This window comes from Cryptosporangium sp. NPDC048952 (genome assembly GCF_043197895.1).
Classification (GTDB): domain Bacteria; phylum Actinomycetota; class Actinomycetes; order Mycobacteriales; family Cryptosporangiaceae; genus Cryptosporangium.
The window spans coordinates 394,292-407,748 of sequence record NZ_JBICTY010000007.1; the positions used below are offsets into that span (position 1 = coordinate 394,292).

Genomic DNA, 13,457 nt, shown 5'->3' on the forward strand with positions numbered 1-13,457 from the left:
GCACTCACCCTAGGTGGGGCTGGCGAGGGAGAGGACTTCGCGGGCGGAGCGCACTACTGCGGCGTCGAGAAAGCGGCCCTTGGCGTCCACGGCGCCGCCGCCGCCTGCCTCGTCGAAGCGGGCGACGATGTCCTGGGCGGTGGCGACCTCGTCGTCGGTGGGCGTGAAGACGTCGTGGATCACCGGCACCTGAGCCGGGTGGATCGCGGTGCGCCCGCGGAAGCCCTGGCGGGCGAGGGTGTGGGCGCTCTCGCAGAACGCGTCGAGGTCGCGGAAGTCCGTGGACGTGGCGCCCAGCGGACGGGCGATGCCCACCGCGGCCGAGGCGACCACCACCTGCAGCCGCACGGGTGCCAGTTCCGCACGATCCGGACCGGGCCGCAGCCCCAGGTCGGCGATCAGGTCGGCCTCGCCGATCCCGAGCCGCAGCACGCGAGGAGCGGCCGCCACCTCGGCGACGCGGAGTAGTCCCGCGGCGGACTCGATGAGCGGAAGCAGCGCCGCGTCCGACCCTTCCGCGGTCAGGCGGGCGTCGACCTCGGCGAGCAGCTCCGGATCGGCTTTCGGCACGACGATGCCGTCCAGCCCAGGCCTCGCCACCGCGGCCACGTCCTGCGCGACGGACTCGGCGTTGATCCGCACCCAAATCTGCGGCCCGGGCTCCGGCGTCAGCCAGTCCGCGACCAGAGCGCGAGCCTCGGCCTTGCGCGCCGGCGCCACCGCATCTTCCAGATCGACGATCAACGCGTCCGCGCCCCGAGCCCGCGCACCAAGGAGCCGATCAGCCCGGTCCCCCGGCACGTACAGGTAACTCCGAACCGGCCGAATCACGATTCCCCTCCGTCCGAGGCGAGCACGGTGGCGGCTACGGCGTTGGCGGCCAGGTAGGCGAGGCCGAAGGCGGGGAGCAGGCCGTTGCCGGCGAGGTAGCCGGAGGCGCCGTGGCCGGAGATGCCTGCTGCGGCGCCGCCGGAGGCGTAGAGGCCGGGGATCGGGTCGCCGCTGGGGCGCAGCACTCGGGCGTCGCCGTCGACGACCAGGCCGCCCTGCGTGTGGAACAACGCGGGCAGCACCCGCACCGCCGCGTACGGCGCCCGCAACGCACGCGCGAACGTCCGCCCGAACCGATCGGGCCGCCCATCGAGCCCCTCGATGTCCGCGAGCTCCGACCGGACCTCCTCCACCGGCAGCCCGGTCACCTCCGCGAGCTCCTCCGGAGACGAAGCCCAGAGTTCCGCACCGGCCTCGACACAGTTCCGGAAATCGGTGAACGGCAGGCACTCGTCGTGCACGCCCTGGTCGTAGACGATCCACCCCGTCGCGCCGGGACGCGCCGCCAGCGCCGGGCCGAACTCCGAGTATCCGCTGGTCTCGCGGCCGAACCGACGCCCGGTCGTATCGAGCATGATCCCGCCGTGGACGATCGTCGCCCAGCCGAGCAGCGTCGACGCCTTCGCCGAGAGTGCGGCGTGGCCTTGATAGGCGTCCAAATAGGCAGTTTCGGCACCGAGACGGGTGCCGATGCGGAGGGCGTCGCCACGGGAGGTTTCGCTGCCGTGGTAGATCGCGGCTGCGATCTCGGGCAGGTGTTCGCGGACGAGGTCACGGTCGGCGCCGTAGCCGTTCGTGGCGAGGAGGACCGCCCTGGTCGGGATCTCCTCCTCTCCGGCGACGACGGCACGTACCGCCCCGTCGTCGTCCAGGAGCACGTCGGTGACGCGAGCAGGCACCAGCACGTCGATCAGCGGGCTCGCGTCGACGAGGCGCGTGAGCCGGTCGACGAGCGCGGCACCGTGCCGCTCGGGGATCGTGTGGCAGCGTTCCACCGAGTGCCCGGGGTAGTTCATGTCGGTCATCAGCGACATCTCGAAGCCGAGCGTGTCAGCCATCCACTCGACGAGTTCCGCGCTGACCTCGGCGAGCGCGGCCGCGAGCCGCTCGTCGCCCGCGCCGCCCGTCTTGCGCCGGACGTCGTCGACGAAGAGTTCCGGTGTGTCCTCGATGCCTGCCGCCCGCTGCCAGCGGGTGCCGATGCCCGGCACCATCGCCGTGCACATCGAGGTGTTGTTGCCGCGCCGATAGTGCGCGCTCGCCTCGATCACGAGCACGCTCAACCCCCGCTCGGCCGCCCGCAAAGCCGCGAACAGCCCACCGCCGGCCCCCACCACCACCAAGTCGGGCCCCTCCGGGGCGGTCATGCGACGGTTCCGGCTGCTACCAGGCGGAGGGTGCGGATCACCGGGTCGACGATCGGGATCGGCGCCGCCCCCTCGGCCGTGCCGACACCCACCGCGGAGCAGCCGTTGATCAGCTCGGTGGCTCCGGTGCCGGCTAGTTCGCCGGCGGCTTCGGCGAGGCGTTCCCGCCACCGGTCCCCGTCGGCGACCGCGGCGAAGTCCAGGTCCAGGGTCCGCACGGGTGCGACCACGTCCCCCCAGCCGTAACCGTCCACCACCGCGCGCATCTCGTCGGCGATCGCGGGGTTCCGGACGACCGCCGCCACCTTCTCCCCCATCGCCGAGGCGTGGGCGACCGTCACCCGCAGGACGCCGATCACGGTGCCGAACGCCGGGTCGGCCTGCATCCGGGCGACGCCGGGATCGAGCACGCAGTCGGGCATCACCGCGTCGTACTCCCCGGGGGCGTCGGCCAGCGCCTCCATCACGTAGCGCTCGGAGTTGCGCATGTCCTCGGGCGACTCCAGCGACATCGGCGCACCGACCGGTAGATCGTGCAGATCGACGACCACGCCGTCGGGGGCGATCCAGTCGTACCGTTCCTGCCTGCGGGCGAGTTCGTGCACGCCGACGTGCAGTGGGGTCACGGCGTAGATCCGCATGATTGAACCTCCAGTCACGGCAACTCCTGCAGCGCCCGGCGGACCGACCCCATCCAGGGCAGCTCCTGCGCGACGGCGCAGACGCGCTCGGCGTCCGCGGCGGAGCCGAGCAGATCGGCGAGGAGTGCTTCGACGTCCGAGCGGCCGAACGGACCGCGGGCGGCGTCGCCGATCGGGTCGTCGACGGCGGCTTCGACGGTCTCACCGGAGCGCAGCCGTATCCGCACCCGTGCGCCGCGGTGTTCGGGGACGCGGGCGTCGATGTCCGGGTCGACAGCGAGGTGCACCCGGTTCATCAGCGGGCGGGCGGCGTCGATGCGGGTGAACGCGTCGGGGCGCACCGCGCCCTCGCGCAGGGCGGTCGCGACGACGAACGGCACCGAGAACATCGCGGCCAGTCGGGTCGGGCACTCGATCCGGTCGAGGCTCGCCGCGGCGGTGTACGTCTCGACGTCGACGCGGTCGATGTCGTCCAGGGCGAGGTGGGGGCGCAGTTCGAGCACCGCGTCGGCGGTCGGGTGCGTGTAGGCGCACGAGGCGTGCCGCTTGAAGTACCCGAGCTCCAGGTCCCACCGCTCGCCGAGCCGCTCACTCAACGCCGCTTCGTCGAAGGTGCCCAGCAACCCACCCAGCGAATGCCGAGCCATCCCCAGCGGCCACCCACCGGCCGATGGCCGCCCGGCTGCCGACGGGACCTCGGCGAAGCGCGCGGCGGCCAGGCGGGCCGCGGCCAGGCCGCTCTGGTTCGCGGCGCCTACCCACTCGTCGCGCACCGGGTTGCCGTCCAGCGCCGCCGTGAACGGACCCGCGATCGCCATCCCCGCCGCGGCGTCGACGGCCGCTGCCATGGCGGCTGGCGGAAGCCCCATCAACCGGGCACACCCCGCCGCCGCACCCGTCGCACCCCACGTCCCGTGCGGATGGGTACCGGGCCGTAGCCGCGTCGCCCGACCGAACCGGGCCGCCACCTCGTACGCGACAACCAGCGCCGCAGCCGTCGTCGGCCCGTCCGCGTCGCGCGCGCCGGCCAGCGCGAGCACCGCCGGCCACCCGTGCGCCGCGGGATGCCCACCGGCGAACCGGTTGCCCTCGTCGAGCTCCAGACTCACCAGCGCGGTGGCGTTCAGCCAGGCCGCCGCGTCGGGGGTCGTCGAGCGCCCGGTTCCGATCAGGACGCTCGGCCCCGGCGGCGGATCCCACGCCTCCACCAGAGCCCCGCGATCCGCGGCTCCCACCGCCGTCACCCCGAGAACACTCGCGAGCACGACCTCGAGCCGCTCGGCCACCGACGACGGTAGATCCCCCGCCCGAAGCCCAGCCGCCCAGGCGGCCAGGCTCTCCAGCGGCGAAGAACTCATAGCCCGAGGTACGCCTTCCGGACCCGGGGGTCCTCGGCCAGCGAAGAACCGGGACCGTCCAGCACGATCGTGCCGCTCTCCAGCACGTACGCCCGGTCGGAGATGCTCAGCGCCTGCGCGGCGTTCTGCTCGACGAGCAGCACCGCCACGCCGCGGTCCCGGATCGACCGCACCGCCTCGAGAACCTCCCACGTGAGCTTCGGCGACAACCCGGTCGACGGTTCGTCGAGCATCAACAGCTTCGGGCGACTCATCAGCGCCCGCCCGATCGCCAGCATCTGCTGCTGCCCGCCGCTCATCGTCTGCGCGGCCTGCTTACGGCGTTCGGCCAGCGCCGGGAACAGCGCATAGACCTCGTCCACACGAGAGGCCACCCCAGATCGGACCGTCCATGCCCCGAGCCGCAGATTCTCGTCGACACTCATCGGCCCGAACAGATCACGTCCCTCCGACACCTGAACGACGCCCCGCCGGACGATCTCGTGCGGCCGCCGCCCGTCGATCCGCTCCCCGCCGTAGGTCACCGAGCCCTCGGACGCCCGCAGCAACCCACTGATCAGCCGCAACGTCGTCGACTTCCCGGCCCCGTTGGCACCCACGATCGACACCAGCTCCCCGGCGTCGACCTGCAGTGAAATCCCGTGCAGGATCTGCAGCCCGGAATACCCGGCCGAAGCCCCCTCGACCTTCAGACCCTCAGCCATCGGAAGCCTCCTCCCGACCCGCCGCACCCTCGGCCGCGCGCCCGCCACCCGGCGTCGGTGCCGCAGCCTCGGACCGGCTGTCCGCGGATCCGCCCGGTGCGGTGCCGAGGTACGCCTCGACCACCGCCGGATCATCCACGACCTCAGCCGGCGCACCCCGCGCGATCACCCGCCCCCTGTCGAACACCACGACGGAATCGGACAACTGCATCACCGCCGCCATGATGTGCTCGACGAACACCAGCGTCAGCCCCTGCTCGTCCCGCAGACTCGCGAGCAGATCGAGCACCGGCTGCCGCTCGGTCGGCACCAGCCCGGCCAGCACCTCGTCGAGCAGCAGTACCCGCGGCCGCGTGGCCAGCGCCCGCGCCAACTCGAGCCGCTTGAGCGCGGCCGTGTGCAGCGTCCCCGCGACCGTGTCGGCCCACTCGTCCATCCCGACCGACGCGACGACCTCCTCGGCCCGCTTGTGCGCCGCCCGCTGCGACCCGCCGCCCACCGACGCCGCGATCGACACGTTCTCCAGCACGCTCATCGTCGCGAACGGACGCATCAGCTGGAACGTCCGCGTCATCCCCGCGCGCGCCACGCGGTGCGCCGGAAACCCCGTGATGTCCCGACCGTCCAGCGTCACGGTTCCCGCGTCCGGCTGGAAAGCCCCCGCAACGACGTTGAAGAACGTCGTTTTCCCCGCGCCGTTCGGACCGATGATGCCGAGCACGGTCCCCTCCGTCACGGAGAGGTCGACGTCACTCAGCGCGGCGATCCCACGGAAGGACTTGGTCAGGCCCTCGACCCTCAGAACACTCACCGCGACCGCCACCGATCGATCACGAACTGACGGATCGTGCCGTACAGCCCCTTCGGCAGCGCGAGGACGATCACGATCACGAGCACCGCGTAGAGCACCACGTCCAGACCGCTCCGGCCGGCGAGGAACGACAGCGCGTCGGGTGGCGTCCGCAAAACCGAAGCGGTGACCGTGGACAACGGCCCCACGATGACGGCGCCGATGATCGGACCCCAGAGGGTTCCGACGCCGCCGACGACGGCGGGAACGATCGCCTGGATCGACTGCGCCTGCCCGAGCACGATGTCGGGGTCGACGAACAGGTAGTACTGCGCGTAGAACGCACCGGCCACCGACGTGATCGCCGCGGCCAGCGCCATCGTCGTGAGCTTGTACCGCATCACCGCGATGCCGAGCGCGGCCGCCGCGTCCTCGTCGTCGCGGATCGCCACCGTGTACCGGCCCGCCTTGGAACGCAAATAGAAAAGCACTGCCAGGAAAGCGACGACGACGAGCGCCAGGCCGATCCAGAAGTACTCGGGCGCGTTGGCCTCGAACTGGAACATCCACCACGACTCCTCCTGGAGCAGCGGCACGTGGTACCCGATCGTGCCGTTCACCCACGTGGTGTCGGTGGCCAGCAGGCGGAGCATCTCCGCGATCGCGAACGTGGCCAGCGCGAAGTACGCGCCCCGCACCTTGTACCGGAACGCGACGTAGCCGGTTCCCACCGCCAGCAACGCCGCGAGCAGCGCGCCGACCACCATCCCGATCCACGGGGACACGCCGTGCCCCACGAGCAGCACGACGTCGGCGTAGGCACCGACACCGAAGTAGGCCGCGTTGCCGAAGCTGAACATGCCGCCGTAGCCGCTCATCAAGTTCCAGCCGGTGGCCATCAGCGCGAAGATCAACACGCGGATCGCGACGGCCTGCTGCGACTCCGGCAGCACGAACGGCACGGTGGCAGCGACGATCGTCGCCACGGCCAGCACCCCGAGCGTTCCGCGCACCGACGTCGAGCGGCGGCGCGCGGTGCCCTCGTGCTGCCCGGCGTCGGGGGCGGTGACGGTGCTCGTCATTGTCGTGCCCCGAACAGGCCCTGCGGACGGGCCACGAGGATCAGGATGAAGACCAGGAAGACGCCGAACAGCGGGCTCTGCCCGGTGAGCAGGACGCCACCCAGCTGCTCGACCAGCCCGACGATGATGCCGCTGATCAGCGCACCCGCGACGTTGCCGAGCCCGCCCATCACGACGACCACGAACGCGAGGATGTTGAACTGGTCGCCCGCCGTCGGGGTGATCGTGGTGAACGGCGCGATCAGCATGCCCGCGGCGCCGGCACACGCGGTGCCGAGGCCGAACGTCAGGACGTAGATCTTCCGGACGTCGATGCCGACGAGCCCGGCACCCTGCCGGCTGGCCGCTACCGCGCGGATCGCGCGCCCGAGCCGCGTGCGGCTGAGCAGGACGTACAGGCCGGCGGCAAGGACGAGCGCTCCGGCGAACGCGATCAGCCGCGTCTGGTTCGCAACGGCTCCGAACAGGTGGACGCCGTGGTCACCGGCCACCGCGACCGACAGCGGATCACCGCCGAACGCGAGTAACAGCAGGTTCGACACCAGCAGCGACATGCCGAGCGTCAGCAGGAGCTGGCTTTCCAGTGGGCGGCCCATCGTGCGGTTCAGCAGCGCCCACTGCGCCAGTGCCCCGAGCGCGAACAGCGCCGCGATCGCGAGCGGCAGGGCCACGTACGGGTTCGCGCCGGTGCTCGCCACGAACTGGTAGGTGGTGAACAACGCGACCGCGAGGAATGCGCCGTGGGCGAAGTTGACGATGTCGAGGACGCCGAAGATCAGCGTCAGCCCCATCGCGAGCAGGCTGTAGACACCGCCGTTCACCAGCCCGGTGAGCACGGCCTGGCCGGTGATCGTGCCGCTGCCCGACTTCAGCAGCGCAGCCGCGACCAGCACGAACACGAGGCCGATCGCCACGGCGGGCGGGACCCACGGCGACGCGGACCAGGCACGCCCGACCGCGCCCGGCCGCGCCGCCGGGGCCGCTTCCGCCCCGCTCACAGCCCCGGCCCCGCCGGGTACTTGACCTTCGTGGTCGCGAACTCCGCCGGGTAGACGACGGTCGGCTTCGCGTCGAGGACCTGGGTCAGCGCCGGGAGCGCCGTCGAGTTCTCGCCCTTGTCGTCGAACTTGATCGCACCGTCGTTGAGCGTCAGCGGCGTGAGGCTGGTGTCGGCGATCGCGTCCCGGAGCTTCGAGCCGTCGACGGACTTCGAACGCTCGAGCGCGTCGGCGATCACCCGGACCGAGTCGTAGGCCAGTGCCGCGCCCGTGCGGGGCGGCTGCCCGTACTTCGCGGTGTAGGCCTGCACGAACTTCGTCGCCTCGGGGCTCTTGTCGTTGATGTGGTAGTTGACGTCGAAGTAGTTCGTTGCGGCCGCACCGGCGTCGGTGGGGAACTGCGGCTGGTCGAACGCGCCGTTCGCGATGCCGTAGACGGCGTCGAGAGTGGGCTTCACGGTCTGCACGGCCTTCGCCGCGAGCACGCCGTCCTTGTAGTAGCCGGTGACCACGAGCGCCTGCGCGCCGCTGGCCTTGACCTGCGTGATCTGCGTCGTCAGGTCGGAGACGCTGGCCGCGTCGTAGGTGATCTCCGGGTCGACGGTGATGCCGGCCTTCTCCGCCTCCGCCTTGAACGCCGTGAAGACGCCGGTGCCGAACGCGGTGCTCTCGTGCAGGTACGCGACCTTCGTGAGCGGCTTGCCCGCGGCCTTCGAGATCTCCTGCAGGTACTGCGCGCCGGCGGTGCCGAAGACCGTGTTCCGCGGCTGCATCCGGAACGCGTACTTGTAGCCGTGGGAGAGGATGCCGTCGTCACCGGAGATGTCGATGACGAACGGGATCTTGTTGCGCTCGGCGAGCGGGGCGACGTTCGCGCTCACCGCGCTCTGGTAAGTGCCCACCAGCGCGGTGACGCCGTCGGTGACCAGGCGCTGGGCCTCGCTCTGCCCGATGTCGGGCTTGCCCTGGGTGTCACCGCCGGCCAGCGCGAGCTTCCGGCCGTCGAGCGACTTGATGCCGCCGGCCTTGTTGATGTCGTCGATCGCCAGCTTGACGCCGTTCTCCATCTGCTGGCCGTCACCCGCGAACGGGCCGGTGAGCGGGTGGAGCGTGCCGATCTTGATCGCGCCGCCGGAATCGCCGGACCCCGTCGAGCCGCCGCCGCACCCGGCGAGAGCGAGCGAAGCGGAACACACCAGCGCCAGTAACGGAAGAGTCCGCTTACCCATGTCGCTCCCTCGAACGCTTCTGGGCCCGTTCCGCTTGTCGGAACGCCTGCTTTAGTTAACGCAGACCGTTCCACCCTCGGCAGGAGCCGTCAAGGGTCTTGTTCGCTCAAGACGCAGCATTTACACCTTGTTGATCTACGACGTCGTAGTGTTCCTGCTAGAGGAACGGTGGCGAGAAGGTACGGTCTACGGGCCGGTTTCGACGTGGAAGGAGCCGTATGGCCAGCGACGGTACGGAGGGTGCCGGTCGGGTCGCCGACGTGCTGCTCCGGTTCGTCGACGGTCCGCAGTCGTGGGGTGTGTCCGCGATGGCGCGTGAGCTGGATCTGAGCAAGGCGGTCGTGCACCGAATCATGCGGTCCCTGGTGGATCGGGGGCTCCTGTCGCTCGATTCGACGTCACGGGCATACTCCCTGGGGCCGGCGGCCGCGGCGATCGGGGCGCGGGCGCTGCGTGATTCGAAGCTGCGGCGGGTGTCGTTGCCGCTGCTGCGGGAGCTGCAGTCCGCTACGGGAGAGACGACGACGCTGTCCGCGCGGGTGCCTGGCGGCCGGGTCTATCTCGACCAGGTCGTGAGCACGCACGAGATCAACATGACCGTCGAGCTCGGGCGTCGGTTTCCGCTGCACGCCGGTGGGTCGGGGCGTGCGATTCTCGCGTTCCTGCCGCCGGAGGAGGTGGAGATCGTGTTGCACGGCGAGCTGCGCACGCTGACGTCGGCGACGCAGGTCGACCCCGATCAGCTGCGGACGTTGCTCGCGGAGACGCGGTCGAACGGGGCCGCGGATTCGGGGGGCGAGCGGCAGCCCGGGGCGGGTTCGGTGGCGGCGCCGATCTTCGACCTGGACGGTCAGGTCGTGGGGTCAATCTCGGTGTGCGGGCCCATCCACCGTCTGACGCCCGACGCGCGTCGCACCTACGTCCCGCACGTCACCGAGACCGCCGACCGCATCTCCCGGGCCCTGGGCTGGCACGGCGGCCTGCCGGAGTAACGAGTTCTCGGGGTCTCGACGGGTTTCCGGCCCTACGTCGGCCGGGTGTTGGGCCGGGAAGTCGTCGTAGGCCCGAGAAGCTGCTCGCGGGCGAGCAGGGCGGCGCCGTGGCAGCCGGCTTCGTCGCCGAGGGCGGCGGGGACGATGGTGGGCGCTTGCAGGAACGAGGCGCGTTCCTCGAGCGCCGCGCGCAGGGGCGTGAAGAGCGTGTCGCCGGCCTGGGCGAGCCCACCGCCCACCACGACGACCTGCGGATCCAACAGCGCCGCCGCACTCGCCAACCCGTCCGCGAGCGCCTCCACCGCCGCCCCCCACACGGCCGAAGCCACCGCATCCCCCGCCTCCACCATCCGAGCCACATCCGCCGCGGTGGCCCCCACCGCCGCGGAAGCCCCCGCCGCGGAAGCCCCCGCCGCGGGCGCACCAGCCGCGGGCGCACCGGCGGCGAGCGCCTCGCGGTAGTGGGATTCGATGGCGGAGGCGCTGGCTTCGGCTTCGAGGCAGCCGAAACGACCGCAGCCGCACCGGCGCCCACCCGGGCGCACCACCACGTGCCCGAGCTCCCCGGCGGCGCCGCGCGACCCGGTCACCACCGAGCCACCCAGCACGTGCGCCGACGCGATCCCCGTGCCGATCGGCACGAACAACACGTCGTCGCTGCCCGACGCCCGCGCCTCGGCGAGCCCACCCGCGCGGACGTCGTTCGCCAGCACCGCAGGCAGCCCGAGCCGCTCCTCCACGAGGGACCGCAGCGGCAGATCCCGCCACCCGACGTTCACCGACCACAACGCCACCCCGGCGGCAGCGTCCACCAGACCCGGCACGGCCAGCCCGATCGCCTGCGGCGCCGACCCGAGAGCCACCGCCCGGTCGCGCATCGACTCCAGCACCTCGAGCACCGTCGAGACCACGGCGGAAGGCCCCCGCTCCCGCCCCGTGGGGTGGCGCCCAACCCACAACGGGGCGCCCGTGGCGTCGATCACCGCGGTCTTCAGCGACGTACCGCCGAGATCGACGGCGAGGACGCTCAAAGCCTGACGACCGTGCCCGCAGCGCGGGCGCGCTCCGCGGCCCACACCACGCGGTGTCCGGCGAGGCTGGTGGCAGCGTCGGAGTTCAGCAGCGTCGGGTCACCGGCCGCGACGGCCTCCAGGAACGTGTCCACGAGTGCATGGTCGCCGTCGGTGTGGTCGGCGTCCACCGATTCCCCACCCGTCTCCACCGTCTCTTCCGAGCCGGTACGGAAGTCCACCACCCGCAACCGCACACCGTCCCCCTCGACGTACCCGTGCGTCCCGAACAGCCGCGTCTTGCGCATCTCGAACGGCGAGAACGCGGTCATCGTGAACGACCCGGTCGCGCCGCCCGCGAACTCCAGCGAAACGACCTGGTGATCGACGACGTCATTGTCGCTGTCGTACACGCACCTCCCGTAAGGCCCTTCCCGCAGCGCCGTGCGAACCCCGGTTTCCGTGTGGTCCGACGTCACCGCCGACAACGGCCAGAACTCCTTGTCGGCGTCCCCCAGGCAGCCGAAATACAGCCGAGGAGCCGAATACGGACACGTCGGCTCGATCGGACAGTCCAGGCACCGCGCCGCCGCCCCCGCCGGCGCCGATTCCCGGCGGAAATGCGACAAGCGGCCGAACGAACTCACCCGCTCCACCGGCCGCCCCACCACGTACAGCATCCAGTCCAGGTCGTGGCACGCCTTGGCCAGCAACATCGGCGTCGACGTCCGGCTGTTGCTCCACTCGCCACGCACGAACGAGTGCGCCTGGTGCCACCACCCCACCGGCTCGAGATGCTCGATGCTCATGATCTCGCCGATGCGCCCGGACTCCACGACGTCCATCAGCGCCCGCGTGTAGGCCGTGTACCGCAGCACGTGGCACAGCGCGAAGATCACCTTGTTGCGCTCCACCGCGTCGACGATGCGTTCGGCCTCGTCCTCGGTGGGCGCCATCGGCTTCTCGGTGAGCAGGTGGTAGCCGAGGTCGGCGAGCGCGATCGCCGGACCGGTGTGCTGCTGGTCGGGCGTGGCGATGATCGCGCCGTCGGCGATCCGCCCGGCGGCGGCCAGTTCGGTCCAGTCTTCGTAGACGGCAGACACCCCGAACTCGTCCGCGAACCGGGCGCGCCGACCGGCGTCCGGCTCCGCGACCGCGACGATCCGGGCGGCGCCGCTGCTCACCGCACGTCTGGCGTAGCCCTGGCCACGGAGTCCCGCGCCGACGACAACTAAACTGACTTGGTTCACCGGGGCCTACTTTCTATCCTCTCCAGGATTAGTAGCTCGACTCACGGCATCTGGTCAAGGGAGTGTGGATGGCCGAGGAGATCGCGGGCGGCGACCTGTCGCGTCTGCGTCAGCTCAATTCGCTGGCGATGGTTCGCGTGCTCCGCGGAAGCGACTCCGCGACGCTCACCGAACTCGCGGCCCGCTCCGGCCTCTCCCGGGCGTCCACCGAAGACGTGGTGGGTGCGCTGGTCGAGCAGGGCTGGGTGGCCGAGGTGCCACCGGTCGCGGGTGCGATGGGACGGCCGGCGCGCCGCTACCGCTTCCGCGGCGACGCCGGTCACGCGCTCGGCGTCGACATCGGTGGGCACCGGGTACGCGCGCTGGTCACCGACCTCGACGGCACCGTACTGGGCCGCGCCCAGGCCTCGGTGGACGCCGAAGCCGGCCGCTCGGCACGACTCGCCGCCGCCGACGCCGTGGCCGTCGAAGCCCTCCGCGGGGCCGGGCTCCCCGGCAGCGAACTGTGGGCCGTGGGCGTGGCCAGCAGCGGACTGATCGACGCCGGCGGCCGCGTGGTGCTGTCGGTCGCGATCCCCGAGTGGACCGGCCTCGACCTGGCGCAACACTTCGGTGACACGTACAAGTGCCCGGTGGTCGTCGACAACGACAGCCGGCTGGCCGCGCTCGCCGAGCAGTGGTGCGGCGTCGCCCGGTACGCGAAGGACTTCGTGCACCTGCTGGCCGGTCTGCGCACCGGCGTCGGGCTGGTGATCGACGGCAAGCTGCACCGCGGCTTCGGCGGCGCCGCCGGTGAGATCGGCGCGCTGCCGAACGTCGGCTGGATCCGCGCGCAGGAGCACCTGCAGTCGTGGGACGGCGAAGCCGGCGACCTGTTCGCGGCGGCCCGCGGCGGGAACCGCTCCGCGCTCGGTGCCGTGCGGCGCTACGTGCGCGACCTGTCGGTCGGTACGGCCGCGCTCGTGCTCGCGCTCGACCCGCAGATGGTCGTCCTCGGCGGTGGTTTCTCGCGGTCGGCCGACGTCCTGCTCGAGCCACTACGCAAAGAGCTCGACAAGCACTGCATTCGGACGCCGGAAGTGCTGGCGTCAGCGCTGGGTGAGGAGAGCGTCGCACTGGGTGCGGTAAAACTCGCGCTCAACCATGTAGAGCCTCACCTGCACTCTTGACATCCTTTTGATGGAGTCCATTAATAGTCCCAACCC

13 protein-coding genes are annotated in these 13,457 nt (G+C 71.4%); 2 read left to right on the forward strand and 11 right to left on the reverse strand.

Annotated elements, in window-relative coordinates; translation table 11 throughout:
* Positions 1-9: 9 nt before the first annotated feature.
* Genes ACGFY5_RS35525 through ACGFY5_RS35565 form a run of 9 tightly spaced genes read right to left on the reverse strand, consistent with a single transcriptional unit; the run spans position 10 to position 9,000 of the window.
* A complete protein-coding gene (locus tag ACGFY5_RS35525) occupies positions 10-831 on the reverse strand; it encodes an HpcH/HpaI aldolase/citrate lyase family protein (RefSeq protein ID WP_392727250.1) in 822 nt (273 codons plus the stop codon).
* The gene (locus ACGFY5_RS35530; protein ID WP_392727251.1) at positions 828-2,198 is read right to left on the reverse strand and encodes an FAD-binding protein; all 1,371 of its coding nucleotides are present in this window, start codon (positions 2,196-2,198) and stop codon (positions 828-830) included. The genes ACGFY5_RS35525 and ACGFY5_RS35530 overlap by 4 nt, the downstream gene beginning before the upstream one ends.
* A complete protein-coding gene (locus ACGFY5_RS35535) occupies positions 2,195-2,839 on the reverse strand; it encodes an aspartate/glutamate racemase family protein (RefSeq protein ID WP_392727252.1) in 645 nt (214 codons plus the stop codon). The genes ACGFY5_RS35530 and ACGFY5_RS35535 overlap by 4 nt, the downstream gene beginning before the upstream one ends.
* Positions 2,840-2,853: 14 nt before the next feature.
* Positions 2,854-4,197 (reverse strand): MmgE/PrpD family protein, encoded by a 1,344-nt coding sequence (locus ACGFY5_RS35540; protein WP_392727254.1) that lies wholly within the window; start codon positions 4,195-4,197, stop codon positions 2,854-2,856.
* Entirely contained in the window at positions 4,194-4,901 is a 708-nt protein-coding gene (locus tag ACGFY5_RS35545) for an ABC transporter ATP-binding protein (protein ID WP_392727256.1), read from the reverse strand. Before ACGFY5_RS35545 ends, ACGFY5_RS35540 begins: the two co-directional genes overlap by 4 nt.
* A complete protein-coding gene (locus ACGFY5_RS35550; RefSeq protein ID WP_392727258.1) occupies positions 4,894-5,712 on the reverse strand; it encodes an ABC transporter ATP-binding protein in 819 nt (272 codons plus the stop codon). The genes ACGFY5_RS35545 and ACGFY5_RS35550 overlap by 8 nt, the downstream gene beginning before the upstream one ends.
* Complete coding sequence (locus ACGFY5_RS35555; RefSeq protein WP_392727261.1) at positions 5,709-6,773, reverse strand: branched-chain amino acid ABC transporter permease; 1,065 nt, start codon at positions 6,771-6,773, stop codon at positions 5,709-5,711. Before ACGFY5_RS35555 ends, ACGFY5_RS35550 begins: the two co-directional genes overlap by 4 nt.
* Entirely contained in the window at positions 6,770-7,771 is a 1,002-nt protein-coding gene (locus ACGFY5_RS35560) for a branched-chain amino acid ABC transporter permease (protein WP_392727263.1), read from the reverse strand. Before ACGFY5_RS35560 ends, ACGFY5_RS35555 begins: the two co-directional genes overlap by 4 nt.
* Positions 7,768-9,000, reverse strand: a complete 1,233-nt coding sequence (locus ACGFY5_RS35565; protein WP_392727264.1) for an ABC transporter substrate-binding protein — start codon at positions 8,998-9,000, stop codon at positions 7,768-7,770. The genes ACGFY5_RS35560 and ACGFY5_RS35565 overlap by 4 nt, the downstream gene beginning before the upstream one ends.
* 218 nt (positions 9,001-9,218) lie before the next feature.
* Here ACGFY5_RS35565 and ACGFY5_RS35570 point away from each other — a divergent pair, with 218 nt between their 5' ends.
* Positions 9,219-9,992, forward strand: coding sequence for an IclR family transcriptional regulator (locus tag ACGFY5_RS35570; RefSeq protein WP_392727267.1), 774 nt, complete (start codon positions 9,219-9,221; stop codon positions 9,990-9,992).
* Between the two features lie 32 nt (positions 9,993-10,024).
* Here ACGFY5_RS35570 and ACGFY5_RS35575 read toward each other — a convergent pair whose 3' ends face one another.
* Complete coding sequence (locus ACGFY5_RS35575) at positions 10,025-11,023, reverse strand: ROK family protein (RefSeq protein WP_392727269.1); 999 nt, start codon at positions 11,021-11,023, stop codon at positions 10,025-10,027.
* Entirely contained in the window at positions 11,020-12,252 is a 1,233-nt protein-coding gene (locus tag ACGFY5_RS35580; protein WP_392727271.1) for a Gfo/Idh/MocA family protein, read from the reverse strand. Before ACGFY5_RS35580 ends, ACGFY5_RS35575 begins: the two co-directional genes overlap by 4 nt.
* 68 nt (positions 12,253-12,320) lie before the next feature.
* On the opposite strand from ACGFY5_RS35580, the gene ACGFY5_RS35585 reads away from it, so the two are divergent.
* The gene (locus tag ACGFY5_RS35585) at positions 12,321-13,421 is read left to right on the forward strand and encodes an ROK family protein (protein ID WP_392727273.1); all 1,101 of its coding nucleotides are present in this window, start codon (positions 12,321-12,323) and stop codon (positions 13,419-13,421) included.
* Positions 13,422-13,457: the final 36 nt, after the last annotated feature.

Excerpts from the sequence above, each read along its gene's own strand:
- ACGFY5_RS35530 (WP_392727251.1), bottom strand. The coding sequence starts at position 2,198 with ATGACCGCCCCGGAGGGGCCCGACTTGGTGGTGGTGGGGGCCGGCGGT.
- ACGFY5_RS35535 (WP_392727252.1), bottom strand. The coding sequence starts at position 2,839 with ATGCGGATCTACGCCGTGACCCCACTGCACGTCGGCGTGCACGAACTC.
- ACGFY5_RS35540 (WP_392727254.1), bottom strand. The coding sequence starts at position 4,197 with ATGAGTTCTTCGCCGCTGGAGAGCCTGGCCGCCTGGGCGGCTGGGCTT.
- ACGFY5_RS35545 (WP_392727256.1), bottom strand. The coding sequence starts at position 4,901 with ATGGCTGAGGGTCTGAAGGTCGAGGGGGCTTCGGCCGGGTATTCCGGG.
- ACGFY5_RS35555 (WP_392727261.1), bottom strand. The coding sequence starts at position 6,773 with ATGACGAGCACCGTCACCGCCCCCGACGCCGGGCAGCACGAGGGCACC.
- ACGFY5_RS35565 (WP_392727264.1), bottom strand. The coding sequence starts at position 9,000 with ATGGGTAAGCGGACTCTTCCGTTACTGGCGCTGGTGTGTTCCGCTTCG.
- ACGFY5_RS35570 (WP_392727267.1), top strand. The coding sequence starts at position 9,219 with ATGGCCAGCGACGGTACGGAGGGTGCCGGTCGGGTCGCCGACGTGCTG.
- ACGFY5_RS35585 (WP_392727273.1), top strand. The coding sequence starts at position 12,321 with ATGGCCGAGGAGATCGCGGGCGGCGACCTGTCGCGTCTGCGTCAGCTC.